14 protein-coding genes are annotated in these 16528 nt (G+C 52.1%); 3 read left to right on the forward strand and 11 right to left on the reverse strand.

Annotated features, from left to right (window positions below):
- Positions 1-181: 181 nt before the first annotated feature.
- The 7 genes from L3D05_RS20235 to L3D05_RS20265 all read right to left on the reverse strand — a co-directional run bounded on the left by L3D05_RS20235 (position 182) and on the right by L3D05_RS20265 (position 7655).
- Positions 182-1210, reverse strand: a complete 1029-nt coding sequence (locus L3D05_RS20235; RefSeq protein WP_239618140.1) for a Gfo/Idh/MocA family protein — start codon at positions 1208-1210, stop codon at positions 182-184.
- Positions 1211-1242: 32 nt separating this feature from the next.
- Complete coding sequence (locus L3D05_RS20240) at positions 1243-2130, reverse strand: DMT family transporter (protein WP_239618141.1); 888 nt, start codon at positions 2128-2130, stop codon at positions 1243-1245.
- A 13-nt stretch (positions 2131-2143) separates the two neighbouring features.
- Complete coding sequence (locus tag L3D05_RS20245; protein ID WP_239618142.1) at positions 2144-2980, reverse strand: PIG-L deacetylase family protein; 837 nt, start codon at positions 2978-2980, stop codon at positions 2144-2146.
- A gap of 31 nt (positions 2981-3011) precedes the next feature.
- Positions 3012-4052 carry a sugar phosphate isomerase/epimerase family protein gene (locus L3D05_RS20250; RefSeq protein WP_239618143.1) on the reverse strand — a complete coding sequence of 347 codons (1041 nt, stop codon included), beginning with the start codon at positions 4050-4052 and terminating at the stop codon, positions 3012-3014.
- A 117-nt stretch (positions 4053-4169) separates the two neighbouring features.
- Positions 4170-5756, reverse strand: coding sequence for an extracellular solute-binding protein (locus L3D05_RS20255; protein ID WP_239618144.1), 1587 nt, complete (start codon positions 5754-5756; stop codon positions 4170-4172).
- 78 nt (positions 5757-5834) lie between these two features.
- Positions 5835-6713 (reverse strand): carbohydrate ABC transporter permease, encoded by an 879-nt coding sequence (locus L3D05_RS20260; RefSeq protein WP_239618145.1) that lies wholly within the window; start codon positions 6711-6713, stop codon positions 5835-5837.
- Positions 6714-6752: 39 nt separating this feature from the next.
- Positions 6753-7655 (reverse strand): ABC transporter permease, encoded by a 903-nt coding sequence (locus L3D05_RS20265; RefSeq protein ID WP_239618146.1) that lies wholly within the window; start codon positions 7653-7655, stop codon positions 6753-6755.
- A gap of 231 nt (positions 7656-7886) precedes the next feature.
- Here L3D05_RS20265 and L3D05_RS20270 point away from each other — a divergent pair, with 231 nt between their 5' ends.
- Positions 7887-10220 (forward strand): helix-turn-helix domain-containing protein, encoded by a 2334-nt coding sequence (locus tag L3D05_RS20270; RefSeq protein ID WP_239618147.1) that lies wholly within the window; start codon positions 7887-7889, stop codon positions 10218-10220.
- A 401-nt stretch (positions 10221-10621) separates the two neighbouring features.
- Here L3D05_RS20270 and L3D05_RS20275 read toward each other — a convergent pair whose 3' ends face one another.
- Together L3D05_RS20275 and L3D05_RS20280 are read right to left on the reverse strand one after the other, a co-directional pair.
- Entirely contained in the window at positions 10622-11461 is an 840-nt protein-coding gene (locus L3D05_RS20275; protein ID WP_239618148.1) for an aminoglycoside 6-adenylyltransferase, read from the reverse strand.
- A 103-nt stretch (positions 11462-11564) separates the two neighbouring features.
- Positions 11565-11996: a universal stress protein gene (locus L3D05_RS20280; RefSeq protein WP_239618149.1), complete on the reverse strand. Its 432-nt coding sequence runs from the start codon at positions 11994-11996 to the stop codon at positions 11565-11567.
- Between the two features lie 175 nt (positions 11997-12171).
- On the opposite strand from L3D05_RS20280, the gene L3D05_RS20285 reads away from it, so the two are divergent.
- Positions 12172-12687 carry a DUF1648 domain-containing protein gene (locus tag L3D05_RS20285; RefSeq protein ID WP_239618150.1) on the forward strand — a complete coding sequence of 172 codons (516 nt, stop codon included), beginning with the start codon at positions 12172-12174 and terminating at the stop codon, positions 12685-12687.
- Between the two features lie 68 nt (positions 12688-12755).
- On the forward strand, positions 12756-14681 hold the full coding sequence (locus tag L3D05_RS20290) for an ABC-F family ATP-binding cassette domain-containing protein (protein WP_239618151.1): 1926 nt from the start codon (positions 12756-12758) through the stop codon (positions 14679-14681).
- Positions 14682-14981: 300 nt separating this feature from the next.
- Here L3D05_RS20290 and L3D05_RS20295 read toward each other — a convergent pair whose 3' ends face one another.
- Both L3D05_RS20295 and L3D05_RS20300 read right to left on the reverse strand, forming a co-directional pair.
- Positions 14982-15356, reverse strand: coding sequence for an antibiotic biosynthesis monooxygenase (locus L3D05_RS20295; protein WP_239618152.1), 375 nt, complete (start codon positions 15354-15356; stop codon positions 14982-14984).
- Between the two features lie 198 nt (positions 15357-15554).
- Positions 15555-16523 (reverse strand): 2,3-diaminopropionate biosynthesis protein SbnB, encoded by a 969-nt coding sequence (locus L3D05_RS20300; protein WP_239618153.1) that lies wholly within the window; start codon positions 16521-16523, stop codon positions 15555-15557.
- Positions 16524-16528: the final 5 nt, after the last annotated feature.

The following is a 16528-nucleotide window of genomic DNA, read 5'->3' on the forward strand; positions in this document are numbered from 1 at the left end:
GAGTGGAACAGAAGAATGCCTCGCCAAAGTCGCAAAAAGCGACTATGGTAGCGCGGATCGCGAAGAATGCCTCGCCAAAGTCGCAAAAAGCGACTATGGGAGAGTGGAACGCGAAGAATGCCTCGCCAAAGTCGCAAAATGCGACTATAAGCGGTGAAAGGTAGTGAGCGTAAGTGTGTAGTTACGGCTTCAAATCCTTCAAAAATACTTTCCGTCCGGTTTGAGCGGAAAGATAGAGCGCCTCAAGGGTTTCGGCAAGCGCGATTCCTTCTTCTACGCCTGTTAACAGCTCGCTTTCTTTGCCTTGAATCGCCTTTAACCATAAGGAAAGAGTAGACTCTCCGGCATCGGGCAGGGCAGCCGCTTCTTGAAGGGCATTCCAGCGGGATTCCGGCGCGAAAAATCGGACCATGCTATCCGAAGGCTGAAGCAACTTGCGATGCACGCCCGATGCGCCCCCTCCGAGGAAGCTTCCCGCCGTTCCGTAGAGCTCGATAGAGAAGGGCGACTGATCGGCGGCATAGCTGGTGTCGCAGATGGCGAGCATGCCATTGGCATATTCGAATAGGCTCGCCGCATTATCCTCGGCTTTGTTGCCTGCATAACTGGAGATAATGGAAGTGACGGCAACAGGTTGTCCCAATAACCAACGCATCAAGTATAGACAATGTGCTCCAAGGTCGGTAAATACGCCGTATTTCGAATCGAGAAATCTCGGCGCGAGAGGGACTTCGCCAGTTGCGCCGTCATGGGCATTCCTTATTCGCACGCTGGTGATCCCGCCGATCGCGCCGGTAACCGCCACCTTCTTGGCGGCAAGATTGACGGGCCAGCGCCTTAACGACATGTCGATCGCGAAATGGATATTCGATCGGCGAATCGAAGCCGCGACCCGGTTCGCTTCTTGAAGCGAGAGCGCCAATACTTGGTCGGCCAGCACGTGCTTGCCGGCTTTGGCCGAGATCTCGATCAGCGAAGCGGCTTGCTCCGGCGAGCTATCGACGATGACGCCGTCGATATCCGATCTAGCGAGAAGCGTTGCCAGATTAGGCTCGAACGCAGTGCCGAATTGTTCGGCGTAAGCTCTTCCCCGTTCGAGGTCATCGTCCCACACCGCGACGATTGTAGCCTCGGGAAACTCGGCCAAATCCCGTACGAAGCTCTTGGCATGATAGTGGTTCCAGCAGCTGAGCATAGCAATATTAGGCATCATAGCACCTCTAATTCATAGACTTTCGCAATCTATACATTCACGGCGACGATCGCGGCGATTCCCGTCGCAATTCCTAGCACGCCGCCTTTGCTCAGCTTCTCTTTGAAGACGAAGGCAGAGATTAACGTCAGCAGTACGATCATGCTGCCGTTGACGAACGGATAGAGGTAGGCTCCCGGCAACCGGCCGGAAAGATCGTTCATCAAGGCGTTTCCGGCTCCGGTCGATAAGCCTACGCCAAGGATGAATATAACCGAGCTGCGCGAGAAAGGAATCCGGTCGAAGGACGCCTCCGATTGTCGCAACCGGCCGGATCCGATCCAGCCAAGCAAGGAGCAGACCAGAGCGGCGGAGAAGCCGACAAGCGTAAGTTCAGTCGACTCGCGCCCGTCCAGCATCGATTGGTGGGCTTTAGCGAGCACGGGGATGAGCCCGTTAAACAAGAAGGCGAGCAGACAGTATACGAACCAGCGTTTTCCCGCCTGTTGAACCGTATTGCCTCGTTGCCTTCCGTAAATCTGGATGAAATAAAAAGAAAGCAAGAATAGGGCTAATCCCGTAAGCTTGGCCGGACCCGCTGCCTCATGCCACAGCGTCATGCTGGCGACAACGGGTACCATCAGGCTTACGGAGAAGTAGAAAGACGAATACGATAAAGGACCGGTATTCATCGCCCGCGTATAGAAGAACATGGTTGAAGTAAAGACCCCTCCGTACAGGCATCCGAACAGCCATGTCCCAGAGCTGATCGCAGGGGCTCCTCCGATTACCCACCATAAAAGCAAACCGAGGGCGATCAAGGAGCTATAAGCGGCGATAAGTCCGAACATCGCCCGGTTCGACCGCAACTCGGGCAGCTTCTTCAAGCATAGCGTCTGGATGACGAACATCAGGGCGGCAAAGGCAGCTAGCAGCACGGTTCCTCCCGAATTAACGCTCTGCCGATCGGTCGAGCATCGGGAAGAGAGCTTTCATCTCGTCGTCGCTAGGACGACGGCCATATTGGGCAATCTCGAAGGGCTCTGCGTAACGAACTCCTGAGGCCTCCGCCCCGTACCATTTACCGAGAGCCGGTTCCATCTCTTTGGAAACGTTCATGAACTCGGCCCAATATTTCAGCAGGAACGCTTTCTTGTCTTCCCAGCTCTCGGGAACTTGGTCGAGGAAGCCGGCTTGCCAAGGCGCGAATTCGTAGAACTGAGAGGCATGGGCATCGCACGCGAGAAGCTTCTTCTCCAGTACCGGTTCTATGTCGATGACTATGTCGGCCGAGTAATGGCTTTTCATCGAATAATCCGGCATGAGCAGCACGACAGGTCCTTGGTTCAAGGCAGGGACGTCCGGTACCGCATTCGGGGTTTTGGCGACGAAAGGAAACGAGTCGCTGACGACTTTGCCAGCATATCTATTGTCGGAATGGGCTCCTCCGTCGGGATGGAAGGTGATGACCACGTCGGCCCTCCAGCTCCGGATTTGCCGGACGACCTCATTGCGTACCGCAATGGTCGGAAGGAGCTCCCCGTCGGGCGTATCGAGTACCTCGTACTCGTCGATTCCAAGCTTACGCGCCGCATCGGCGGCTTCGTTCCTTCTTCGTTCAACGAGCTCCATGCCGCTAATCTCGTAGTGCCCGCAGCAACCGTTCGTCAGCGATAGAAATTTAACCCGATGTCCCAGCTCCGCGAATAAGGCCGCGGTTCCTCCGGCATAGATGTCCGGTTCGTCGGGATGGGCCCCAATGACGATGACCCTTACTTCTTTTTTCATGTTGAATCCCTCCATATGATCAATAACGGGTCTAACCGGCCAACCCGAGGTCCTTCAACACCTGCTGAAGATACCTGCGGGAAGAGTCCAATCGTTCGTCCATTTCGTCCCAATAACTGATCGCCTCGTAAGCATCCGGTTTCATCCATTCTCCCGAGGCAAACCTCTGCTCGCATAGCGCGGCAAGCCGAACGAGCTCCGCCACTTCCGCCAAGCTGAGGTCGGGATGAACGTTCCGCCATTGCTCCACGTAGATGTCCATATGCATAAGTCCTTTGTGATCCTCGACCTGCACGTGCAAAGAAGGATTCACCTTGCCGATTTCCGCGAAGATCGTCTTGTAGTCGACAATGCCTTGACCGGAAGCTTTCAACTGACGAACAAGTCCGTTTTCCGAAAAATAAAGAATGCCGTCCTTGGCATGCATCTGGTGAATATAAGGAGCGGCCCGCTTGGCGACCGCCACGGGATCTTCGGCTCTGGACAATACGTTAGCCGTATCGAATGCGACACCCAGAACGTCCTCCCCGACTTCCTCGATCATCCTCAGAACCTCGTAAGAGGTAATTTCCTCATGCGTTTCGAGGTTGATGCGGGAGCCGGAATCTCTTAGCGACGGCGCTAGCACCTTCAAGAATCGGCTCGTCGCCTGCAACTGTTCCTCCCAAGTCACGTCCGTGCGAAAGCGATCGTTCACGAAGTAACCGGTGTGGCCTCCCCGCCAGCCGGCGGTAACGCCGATCAGTTCATAGGCGCCCATCTCCGCTGCGGCATAGATTTGCTTCTCCATGGCCAGCTTATAATCGCCGCCGCCTAGCTGCCAGATTTCCGGGGATTCGGTCGTATTATAGGGATTAACTCTACCAACTCCGAAATCAATGAACATTCCAAGCCCCTTGGCACATGCGGCCGCCTCGCGCAAAGCAACTACATCCAACTTCTTGGATACGTAGAAGGGGGATTTATAATACACGCCCTCATAACCGTCCGCCTTCGCCTTCTCGAGTACTTGTTCCACCGGCATATATTCGTCCTTCAAATAGCCGTGATGCAGCTCTATGCCTACTTTCATTGCGATAAACCTCCTTGGTCTGCTCTACTCCGTTCCAGTTAAGAAAAACACCGGGAAAGCCTTGTCTCGCGATGAAGCAAGGCTTTCCCGGCGTATTCCCTTGCGAATGGCTTGTTATTACTTCAATGTGTTGTTGTAGATTTCAAGAAGCTTGGTAACGCCTTTGTCGTTGATTTCCTTCACGTAGCTATCCCAATCCGTGTCTACGGATGCTTTGCCGTAGATGAATTGCTCCTGCGATCTCATGAAGAAGTCGTGGACGGTCGTGCTTCTCATCGTTTCTTCTTCCTTGTCGGCCGGAGTCAGCTTAGGCACCTTCGCGACGGAAGGGAACCAGTTTTTGGCGTTGGCTTCCGCGGTCAGCGAATCGACGAGCGGGTTGTTCAATACTTTGGAGAACCAATCGTAAGTGAATACGGTCGTGAAGTTGTTATTAGACGCGCCGACATTCCAGAGTGCCTTCTGAATCATGTCGCTGCTCTTCACTGCATCCGTGAAGTCGCGTTTGCCGTCTTTTTCGACGAACGTTTCGTCTTGGATGCCCCAAGTTCCGAGATTGATTGCTTCGTCGCTGTACAGCCAGTTCACGTATTCGAGCAGCTTGTCGAAGTTCGGCTTCTGTGCCGCAGTCGCGGGAATGACGTAAGCGAAGTTAATGCGCTGAGCCGACGGACCTTTGACGCCGCCCGGGCCGGCAATCGGAGGGAGCGGAGCAAGCTCGAAGTCGGGAGTTACGTTTTTCTTGCCGTCCGCATTGATCTGTCCGAGCTCGCTAATCCAAGTGTAGGTAAACACGCTCTGGCCGGTAGCCATCTTCTGCTTCCATTGATCCGTGCTGGACGTGAAGATTTCAGGATCGGCCAATTTCTCTTTCATCAGTCGGTTCAGGAATGTAACATATTGCTTGTAGTTGTCGCTCGTATACGCATATTCGAACTCGTTCTTCTCGGAGTTGAATACGAAGCCGTTGTAAGCGGGTCCGATTCCCCATGCGGCTCCCGACAAGTTGATGAGTCCGAGCGCGCCGTTCAGGTTAGCCATCGGATAGCTTTTCGGATCGGCTTCTTTTAACTTTTTCAATACGTTATATAGCTCATCCATCGTTGTTGGAGCTTGCAGGTTATATTTTTTGAGCAGATCGACGCGGATGACGGGAGCGGTGTTGTACATTGCCGATTCGAACATGAACGGAAGGCCGTACAGCTTGCCGTCCTTCAAAGTCCAGTTGTCGATTTCCTCGGAAATCTTGTATTGTTCGAGTTTTTTCTTCAGGTTCGGCAGCTTATCCATATAGTCGCTGATCGGCAAGAATACTCCGGTTTGGGCGAATTCCATATAGACCGGATGCTCGACGTAGCTGACGAGATCAGGCGCGGAGCCGGAGCTTAGCACGATTTTGAGCTTGTTCTGGTAATCCGCGTCCGGGGTCGGCTGAATATCCAGCTTCACGTTGGCTAGCTTCTGGAACTGCTCGAGCACGGGCCATGCCGCATTGAAAGGGTAAGAGGGATTGTCGTCATACATCATGGAGATGGTGATCGGCTGATCGCCTCCGTTCCCCGTGGTTGCCGCCCCGCCGGTTTCCTTCGCGTTCGAGCCCGAATTGGAACCCGAGCATGCCGACAACAACGTAGACATGGCCAGCGTTAATGCGATTCCTCCGGCAAGCCGCTTGCTTTTCTTACTGCCTTGTACCTCTTTCATAGTGCAATTGCCTCCCTTGTGTTGGTATAAATCTATCATAAAAGCTGTTCAGGCTGGGCCTGCGAAAGTAAAGGAAAATCAGCCCTTCACGGAACCGAGCATGACTCCCTTGGCGAAGTACTTCTGGGTAAACGGAAAAATGAGCATAATCGGCAACGTGGTCGACATAATAGCCGCCGCCTTAAGCGAAGCCGAAGAGATGTTGTTCCCGGTGTCGCCGACTTGGCCGACATTGCCCGCCAGATCGGATCCGGCAATAATATTGCGTACGATCATCATGACCGGATGTTTATCCGTGCTGTTCAAGTAGATCATGGAGTTAAACCAGTTGTTCCAGTAATACACGACGAGGAACAAGGTAATGGCCGCCAGAATCGGCTTAGACAGCGGAAGGATGATTTGCACGAGAATACGAAACGGATTCAAGCCGTCCAGCATGGCGGATTCTTCGATTTCTTCGGGAATCCCTTGAAAATAGGTCATCATCAATAGCAAATAGTAAGGCGTAATGCTGAAGGGAAGCACGATGGCCCAGATGCTGTCGATGAGTCCCAAGCTTTTCACGAGCATGTAAGTCGGGATGAGTCCGCCGCTGAAGAACATCGTGAACATAATGAACAGAATGAGCAGCTTGCGCCCCTTCAAAGCTCTCTTAGATAGTGGATAAGCGCAGATCGTTAGCATGAACAAGCCGATTGCGGTTCCAAGAGCTGTCTGAATAATGGAATTCTTAAAGCCGGCCAGTATGCTAGGATGCTGGAAAACGCGAACATAAGAGTCCAAGTTAAAGCCTTGAGGCCATAAGCCGACTTTGCCTCCCACTACGGCGCTTGAATTGCTGAATGACACCGAAAGCAGATGCAAGAACGGGACAAGGATAGAGGCCACGAGAAGGAGCATTACGACCGAATTGACGGCCATGAACCATTTGAAGCCGGTAGAACGGCGGTATAACATGCTTAATTCCTTCCTCCTTTTTGAACTCTTACTTTTAGGCTAGTACAATGAGAAACCGGATATTTTCCTAGAAATGTAGTTGCCCGCCGATACGAGCATTAGCCCGATCAACCCGCCGAATAGGCCGACGGCCGTCGCATAGCTGTAATTGTTGTTCTGCAAGCCCATGCGGAATACGAACGTATCGATAATGTCGCTTGTCGTAGAGTTGCTAGGCGTATAGAGCAGCAATACTTTCTCGAAGCCCAGCGCGAGCATGGAGCCGAGCGAGATGATAAGCACGACCGATATCGTCGGCAGAATTTGCGGAATCGTCACGCTTAACGTCTGACGCCATCTTCCCGCGCCGTCCATCTCCGCAGCTTCGTACAACTGAGTGTCTACCGATGCGAGAGCCGCCGTGTAGATGATGGCGTTCCAGCCCATGAACTGCCAGATGTCGGACGAAATGTAGATCGTGCGGAACCAGCCCGGTTCATTCACGAAGAAGATCGGATCGATTCCGAGCTGCCCAAGGAAGGAATTCACGATGCCGCTCGTCGGAGAAAGAATTTCCTTCAGTATTCCCACGACGACGACAACCGCGACGAAGTTAGGGAAATAAGAGATCGTCTGGATGATCGTCTTGATCTTCTTGTTGAGGATTTCGTTCAGCAACAGGGCGAACAGTATCGGAAGCGTGAACGTAATCGCCAAGTTTAAGACGCTGAGTAAGATCGAATTCTGGAAAGCCGCCCAGAACGTCGGGTCGTTCCAGAACATTTTGAAATACCGCAGCCCTACCCATTCTTCCCCGTACATCGAGCCGCCGGGTACGTATTTTCTAAAGGCGAGCACGTTGCCTAGGATCGGTCCGTATCTAAAAATAAGGAAATAAGCAATCGGCAACACGAGCATGAGATAGTAGTGATTGTAGCGTTTGAAGTAGGGACTCACCCGCATAACCAACCTCCTTCGTTTTTTGTCTTCCCTTATCCAAACACATCCGAAAGCGGCTTCCTACGGCCAAAATCGGCTTCATGTCACACGATTCTACTTCCCCGAAGTCACATAAACGGACAATGTAACACTTTTATACCTATCTGCTTACAAGGGGGATGAGGTTATTGACGGCGCGAGGCGTACATAATACCCTTTGTTTCTAGGCTCTATAATTGAAGGGGGGAAATGCGGATGGGGCGATGGGGTAAAAGATGGAGAGTGAGCTTCCGGAGCATTTTCTTCCGGTTCATTATTTTGTTCGTGTCGATTTCCGTACTCATTCAAATCATTAATTTCGTGACCTATAACGTATATTTGCAATACGTGCAGAACCGGATCGAGCGAAATTACGATAGCTCGCTTGCTAATGTGGCTTCCTCTCTCAACCATCTGTTCGAAGGAATCTATCAATCCAATTTTCTGCTATCGCTCGATCCGAGCGTTCTTAGCGTTTTCTCCGGGGAAGGAGATAACAAGGGCACCTCCAAGTATGCCGACATCAGCCAAACTGTTCGCTCCTTGGCCCGAATTCAATACATCGATTCCTCGATCGACAGCGCTTATATTTACAAACGCAAGGACGACCTGATCATCAGCAATGAAGGCACATACTCGGCCTCTTATTTCTATGACAAGGTGTATCGCTTCGAGGAGTATCCCGCGGACTTCTGGAAATCGCACAGCTCGGGTTACAAGCTGTTCTCTATCTTGCCGCCGTCGCAGATTAGCGGGTCGGAGCGGAATGAAGGCAAGGTGATTATTCCGATCGTTCAATCGAAGATCGCCGAATATTGGTCCAACAACCTGTACGTTATTAACCTGAACGCCAAGAACATCGTCCGATTGCTTCAGGATTACAAGCTTACGCCGGGCAGCGTGCTGTTCATTGCCGACAAGAATGGGACAGTGCTCGCTTCGTCGGAGCCGGATTTTGTCAGCAATCCGGAGCTGCAGACGTTCATGGGGGGCATTCTAGAACAATCCGCCGGCAAGTCGCCGGCAGTCTATAAAAAACAAAAAATGAGGGTCGTCACCCTCAATACGAATTTCTTCTATAACGATGTCGTTATGATCGCCGCCGTACCGGAGAACGATATTCGCAGCAGCTTGAGCAACATGGAGAAGTTAAGGTGGGTTTCGGCGATATTCACGCTGCTGCTCAGTTTGATTCTGTCCGTTGCCTTCAGCAAAAACCTGTATGCGCCCATCAAGTCGCTCGTCGATCGCCTGAACGGACCTCAAGCGAAGGGCAAACGCGCCATGAACGAATTCGAGTATTTGAATGACGAGATCGGGCGCATTATGACTAACGTGCAGTCGCTTAATCAGCAGCTTTCCTATGCGCTTCCGCTCGCTAACGAGCAATTTTTGGTGAAGATGCTGAAGTACAATTACTTATATGACGACGTAAGCGTGGAGGCATACCAGAAGAATAGTAGCTTCTCGTTCGAGAATGACCACTTCATGATCGCGTTGTTTCAATTCAACTTCCGGAAGCCGTTCTATGATTCGTTCAACGAATCGTTCCAGAACGATTCTTCGCGAATGCTGATGAAATTGCTGAAGTCTTTGCTGCCATTGGACTACCCTTGTTATTTGTTGGAGATGGATTCGCATTTGTTCTGTCTGCTGGCCAACGTTCCCGAGGGGGCGGATCAAGCTTTGTATGAGCGGTATTGCGAGGATATCGTGGAGTTATTCCGCAAGGACGAGGACTTCCTGAGGGTTCATGCGGGAATCGGATGCGTGCGTAAAGGCTATAAGGGCATGCGGCAATCTTATATTGAAGCGATGAAGGCGCTTTGGCGTATTTCGCCGTTCGATGGCAAACGGGTCTATACGTTCACGGAAGCCGATCATGACCAGGACGTGACGCGATACCTATTAAGCAAAGAAGACGAGAACCGGTTGTTCAACCTTCTGTTGTCCGGTAAGAAAGAGGAATTGCACATCCTGTTGAAACAGATCATCGATCATAATCTTTCCGCCGGAATGACGGCTCCGCTGCTTCGCGAATTGTACATGCGATTCTATATGATCGGCCTGCAGGTTCTGAAGCAGCGGGATAAAGAGCTAGACGAGGAGGTCGGCAAGTCGTACACGGGCTTCATCCTGTCCAACGATTCTCCTTCGGTCGACGAGATCACGGAATCTATTTTTTCCTATTTCGAGAATGTCGCGAACGTCTGCGGCGAGACGAACGACAAATTCGACGTCGGCTCCTTCAAGGCGTATATTGATCAGCACTTCCACGAGGATATTCATCTGGAGCTATTAGCCCAGAAGTATAATACCTCTTCGCAGTACATGTCCCGGTTGCTGAAGAGAGAGCTGGGAATCGGATTTCAGGAATACTTGCTGGATCTCAGAATCCGCAAAGCGAAGGAGTTGCTCGCGCAGTCGGATCGCAAAATCGGCGACATCTGGGAAGCCGTAGGCTTCAACAACCGGAATACGTTCATTCGGGCGTTCAAGGGGAAAGAGGGCATTACGCCTAGCGAATATCGGAGCAATATGAGTAAATAACACGAAGATAGTATGCGATCGCCATCATGCGGCGTCCTGTGACGAACGGCGCCTACGCCGCCACAATCGCGCGCCGGGAGTGCGCTAAAAGGCTACCTCAAAGGAGTCGCGTCCAACAGTCCTTTTAGCGGAACGGGACTTTACCTCCTTGCTCGTTTTCTAACGAAATAGATGGATATATACAGGTATTTAGAGGCGAAATCATCGGAATCTTAGAAATAACGGGAAAAGTACAGTTATTTCGCGGAGATAGGCTTTGTTCAGGCATGAATCAAGAAAAATAACTGTATTTTTCCATTAATTTTATTATTGCAGCTAGTACCCTTGAAGAATAACTGTACTTATCCATTTAATTTCAGTCACAGGTCGGTGCTCCCCCGCATTCTAGACGACGAATGTTTCTACCCTTCGCACTCCATGCGCAATCGCTTTATGTATTGGGACACCCCGCGGTCTTCCTCGTGCGGATATTCGTAACCGAGCTGTTCAGCGACGGCGACTCCGACCGTTCTGGTGAGCTCCCCTGTCGCGATAAGCGCATCCCATATTCGCTCCGGATCGCTGTCCGAATACGTTCGAACGAAGTCCGTCCATAGGTTGTCCGGCAAATAACGTTCAAGCCACCTTCCCGCTTTTCCCGTGTTGACCGACCAGTCGTTATTCATCCCCACATACCAAGTCAACAGCGTAACGAGCGCGTCTCTCACGACTTCATCGAGCATGTATTTAGCATAGGGCAACTCTTTTCTCCATAGTCCCTTGGCGACGTTCGTCGAACACCACCAAATTTCATTAATCGCGCCCTCAACTTGCTGTCGGCTAGGCTTGCTTGTGACGTAAGATCGGTCGCTTGGAGACTCGACGGTGCCCATCTGGTTATCCTTATCCAGAAGCACCTTCGTCAAGCTGTCCGTGGGCTCCACGATATGCTCTACCTTGCGGAACGAGAGGTCGATTCTGATCCCGTCGTTGAACAGCATCAAGAAAATATCCCACACCTCGCCGTTTTCCTCGATCTGGTTATGCTGCATGATCATCAACTCGCCGAAGCTTGCAATCCATTGCTGGTCTTCCGAGTAAGGAGCGATATCCGTCACTCCGTAGATGACGTCGTAGTCGCATAGGGCATCCTGCTTGACGTTCGGATTCACGCGGGAGCCGTTCAGGAGAACGACTTTAATTCGAGGATCCTGCTCGGCAAACGTTAACAATTGCCCGATGACTTCATTTTCGTTTCTCATGGGATCACCCGATTCTTGTTAATACTCTCTTTCTATAGTTTACCAATCATCTATATCCGTTTCCATTGAAAAGCCTGACCCGCCGGGTCAGGCTCTCTATCGTTTATTTCATAATCATAACCGGTATGTGCGCATGAAGGATGACATTGTGGCTAACGCTTCCGACCATGAATTCCTTGAACGAGCTCAAACCTCTGTTGCCCATAATGATCAAGTCGCAGTCGCTATTCTCGGCATAGTCGATAATGGCTTGGGCCGGCGAACCGGCGAGAATGACTACGTCCGCGTGCGGGAGATCTCCGGTGATTGCCCTCACCTTGTCGATAATTGCGTCTCCTTGTTCCTTCACCTGTTCCTGATAGCCGTCAGGCTGAGCGAAGGTCATGTCCGCGACGATAACCGGTTGCAAGTTAATGACATGCGCTACGGTTAGCAGCGTGGAAGGCTCTCTCCCGACGATTTGGATCGCTTTATCTAATGCTTTGCCGGAAGCTTTGGAGCCATCGTAAGGGACTAGGATGTGGTTGAAGATCATGACGAATTCCTCCATTTTATCTTTGTGCCGCGAAGAAAGTAAATAATCCGTTTATCGCGGCTTGGTTAGTTTCCCTCTTTTTACAGAAATTCACTCATGGATTGCCCATTTGACGGGAAAACCGATATAGTTAGAATGAGTCTGTGAGTATTTCATAAGAGGGTGGTAAGTCTTCATGGTACAACTTAAACCAAAACATACGCGGATTAAACACGATATTCCCCTAACAGGGCAAGAAAGAGTTCTGCAAGTTTTAACGCTAATTGTATTCTTGTGGGGCATTGTCTATTTGGTGGCGCAATGGACCGATCTTCCGGCTACGGTTCCAGCCCACTACAATGGCAAAGGGGAAATCGACCGTTGGGGCAGCAAGTGGGAGTTGGCGATCCTACCGGCGATCGCGATTATTTTGAGCGCTGGGTTATCGGTACTCTCCCGATTTCCTCATCTGTATAACTATCCGGTTACGATCACGGAGGAGAACGCGGTTAAGCAATATTCGCTTGCTAGGAAAATGGTGATTTGGATGAACCTCGAAATTCAGGTTCTATTTTGTTATATCGAATGGACATCCGTTCAAGCGGCTCTCGGCAAAAGCGAAGGAATGTGGATGTGGTCGATTCCGATTTTGTTGGTCGTCTTGATGGGCACGTTGGTTGTTTATATCATTCGCGCGTTCAGATCGAAGTAATCGTCGGGCTATTTATGATATGATACGGAGTGTTATTGCATTCCTTAGGCAAAGTAGGTTGATGTTCCATGCATTTACTATCCGTTGAAAATATATCGAAAAGCTATAGCGATAAAATTTTGTTCGAGGACGTTACCTTCGGCATTGAAACGGGGGATAAAGTCGGCATCATCGGCGTTAACGGGACGGGCAAATCGACGTTCCTTAAGGTCATCGCGGGATTGGAGCCCGCCGATTCGGGTAAAGTATCGATCGGCCGGTCGGTCGTTCTTCGCATGCTCGCGCAGGATCCGTCGTTCGCTCCTGAGGAGACGGCTCTTGAGCATGTGCTCGGCGGGAATTCTCCGCAATTGGAAGCCGTTCGCGACTATGCCGAGATCATGGAGGCATTGGCTCTGAATCCGGAGGACGTCCGGCTGCAGGAGCGGTTGGTTGCCGCCAATGCGCGAATGGACGAGCTAGGTGCTTGGCAACTGGAGAGCGAAGCGAAAACCGCGCTGACGAAACTAGGCATTCTGAATTATAACGACAAGGTATCGACGTTCTCCGGCGGACAACGCAAAAGGGTAGCCATGGCCGCGGCGCTGCTACAACCGTCAGATGTGCTTATCCTCGACGAGCCTACGAACCATATCGACAACGACTCCGTCGCATGGCTTGAAGGCATGCTTCAGAAGCGCAGAGGCGCGCTCCTTATGATTACGCATGATCGCTATTTCTTGGATCGGGTAAGCAATCGCGTGATCGAGCTGGATCAGGGCAGGGCTTACTTCTACGAAGCGAACTATAGCCGGTTTCTCGAGCTGAAGCTCGAGAGGGAAGAGCGGGAAGCGGCATCGGAGGCGAAGCGCCAAAATTTGCTGCGCAACGAACTGGCTTGGATTCGCCGGGGCGCGCAAGCGCGTTCCACGAAGCAGAAAGCGCGGATCGACCGCTTCGAGGCGTTGAAGGAACAAGGACCCAAGGCATCCGCGGGCAAGATGGATGTGTCCATTGCTTCTTCGAGGCTGGGCAAGAAAATTATCGAGATTGAACATCTGGTTAAACGGTTCGGCGATCGCGCGTTGATCAACGATTTAAGCTATATCGCCGTTCCTGAAGATAGAGTTGGTATCGTCGGACGCAACGGGAGCGGGAAATCTACGCTGCTGAAGCTGATTGCGGGCAAGCTTGAGCCCGATGAGGGCAGCGTGGAGCTCGGACCGACGGTGAAACTAGGATGGTTTAGCCAAGAGCACGAAGAGATGGACGAATCGCTTCGGGTCATGGAATATATCCGCGAAGGGGCAGACCAGGTTAAGACGTCGGATGGCTCCACGATATCCGCGGGTCAGATGCTGGAACGGTTTCTGTTCTCGCCTTCCATGCAGTGGACCGTCATCTCCAAGCTGTCCGGAGGAGAGAAGCGCCGGCTGCAACTGCTTCGCGTACTGCTTAATGCGCCCAATGTGCTTCTATTGGATGAGCCGACCAATGACTTGGACATCGCCACTTTGACGGTGCTGGAAGATTATTTGGATGATTTTCCGGGCGTCGTCATTACGGTATCGCATGACCGCTATTTCCTCGACCGGACGGCGGAACGGATTCTCGCTTTTGAAGGCGACGGCGTCGTTACGCACCATGTGGGCAACTACTCGGAGTATCAAGCTTTCGCGGAGCGGCAAGAGGCGTTGAAGCAGGCGGAAGCTGCCCCTGCCAAGACCGCGGCGGCTCCGGTTAAAACCGAGAGCAAAGATCGTCCGATCGTTAAGATGTCTTATAAGGATCAGAAGGATTTCGAGCAAATCGACGGTTGGATCGAGGAGACTGAAGAGGAGATTGCGACTGTCGCCAGGCAGATGGAAGAGTCGAGCAGCGACTCGATGCGGTTGCAGCAGTTAGCGGAGGAGCAGCAACGGCTGGGTGCGAAGTTGGACGGTTTGCTTGAGCGCTGGACGGAGCTCAACGAGCTGGCCGAGCTGATCGTGGCGAACAAGAGCGGTAAATTCTAACCAATAAGCCCGCCACGCGAGCTTAAATAGGCGGAAGACGGCCAAGGGAACGAAATAAGCTCGCAACGCGAGCTTAAATAGCCGTAAGACGGCCTCGGGAACGAAATAAGCCCGCCACGCGAGCTTAAATAGGCGTAGGACAGCCGCGGGAACGTAATAAGCTCGCCACGCGAGCTTAAACAGGCGGAAGTCGGCCAAGGGAACGAAATAAGCTCGCCACGCGAGCTTAAATAGCGGGAAACGCAAACAGGAGATATCCCATAGACATTACGGGATATCTCCTGTTTTTATTGAGGGCGATCAAGCCTCGGGAAAGGTAAAAGCCACCTCGTGCACGCTAAGCTTAGCGCCAAGCATAATGCCCGATCCGGGCTTCGCGGGTTGCTCGCCATGGCTCGGCTGATCTCCTGCCGGAGCTCCCTCGGGAGGCTTAGGGCGAGAATGGGCATGCGCTTGCTTAAAGGCATCGCTGTTCACCCAGCCATCGAAAGCTTCCCGGCTCGCCCAAGTAGTGCACACTTTGAGCTCATCGTGCTCTTCGCCAGCCTCGGTCAACAATTCCATGCGGACAAAACCGGGCGCATGCTGCACTCCTTTCGGATTTTTGAACCTTTCGACGATTTCTCCTACGTGGCCTGATTTGATTTTTATCGTATTGATAGCAACGATCATCATACTATCCCCTCTCGGTTATGGTTTCACCTTCTAAGTGTAACAAACTTATGGCGTAACCAGAAATCGGCAGGGGAGAGGTAGTGGTAGAAGTGGTGGGAGAGGTAGTGGGAGACAAGGATGATCCTAGGGGACGAGCGGTTAGAGTAAGCGTGCAAGAGAGGTGCAAGAGAGGTGCAAGAGTCGAGCAAGAGATTCCGCTTAACCATCTAACAGAACGCCGATGCCAAGCCTCTCCGCTTCCCGCCAATAATAAGCGGCGAGGGTCATATCGAAGGCGGCCATCCCCATCGGATTGAAGAAAATCGGCTCGGATGGGGCCGCAACCTCCAACGCCCGCTCATAAACAACGTTCCGCAAGGACACGGTATCTCGCTCGGTTAGCCCGGCTTGCGTATGAAGCTGTTCGATATCGGTATTTTCCCGACATACTTCTTGCCAATTGTCGACGACGATGGCTTTAACGGAGCGTACGTTTTGCGGCGTGTATTCGCGCAAGGAAATGTTCATGAGCAGGCTGCCGGGTAGCGGGGGTTCATCGATATAACGCTCGGTGGACGAGGTGCAGGTGAAGACGATATCGCTATGCCTGTAGACTTCCTGCCAATCTGAGGCGACAACACTCATGACCCGCCATTGCGGATCGAGGGTTGCGGGATCGATGCCCCTCACATCATGCAGTCTAATGCTGTCAACTTTGTCGCCGAACATAGCGAGGACCATCTCCAACTGTCTACGCCCGATCGGTCCCCAACCGATCATGCCGACTCTGTATCGACTCAAGCGCCTCAGCGCAAAAAATGGACGCAGCATGACAGCGCTGACCGCCGCCGTCCGAAGCTCGCTGAGCAGGCCGCTATTGAGAATCGCAACGGGAACGCCATCCGCGGGATCGTTAAGAATGATCGTGCTGTGCGCCCGGGGTTTCCCCTGTGCCACGTTGCCGGGGAAGCTAGCGATCCACTTGATACCGCTAATATCCGTACTTCCTCCAACGAACGAAGGCATGGCAATGATTCGGTTGCCCGGATGCCTGAACCGCAAGTACGGCTTGAGCGGCTGGACGACTTCGGGAGTATCCAGCAGAAGCAAGGTCGATTCGATCAGGTCGGCTAGACGCGGCCAATCGATGCCGATGTCGCGAATATGATCATTGTTTAAGTATCTCATTCCAA

This window comes from Cohnella mopanensis, from assembly GCF_022352055.1.
Taxonomy (GTDB): Bacteria; Bacillota; Bacilli; order Paenibacillales; family Paenibacillaceae; genus Cohnella; species Cohnella mopanensis.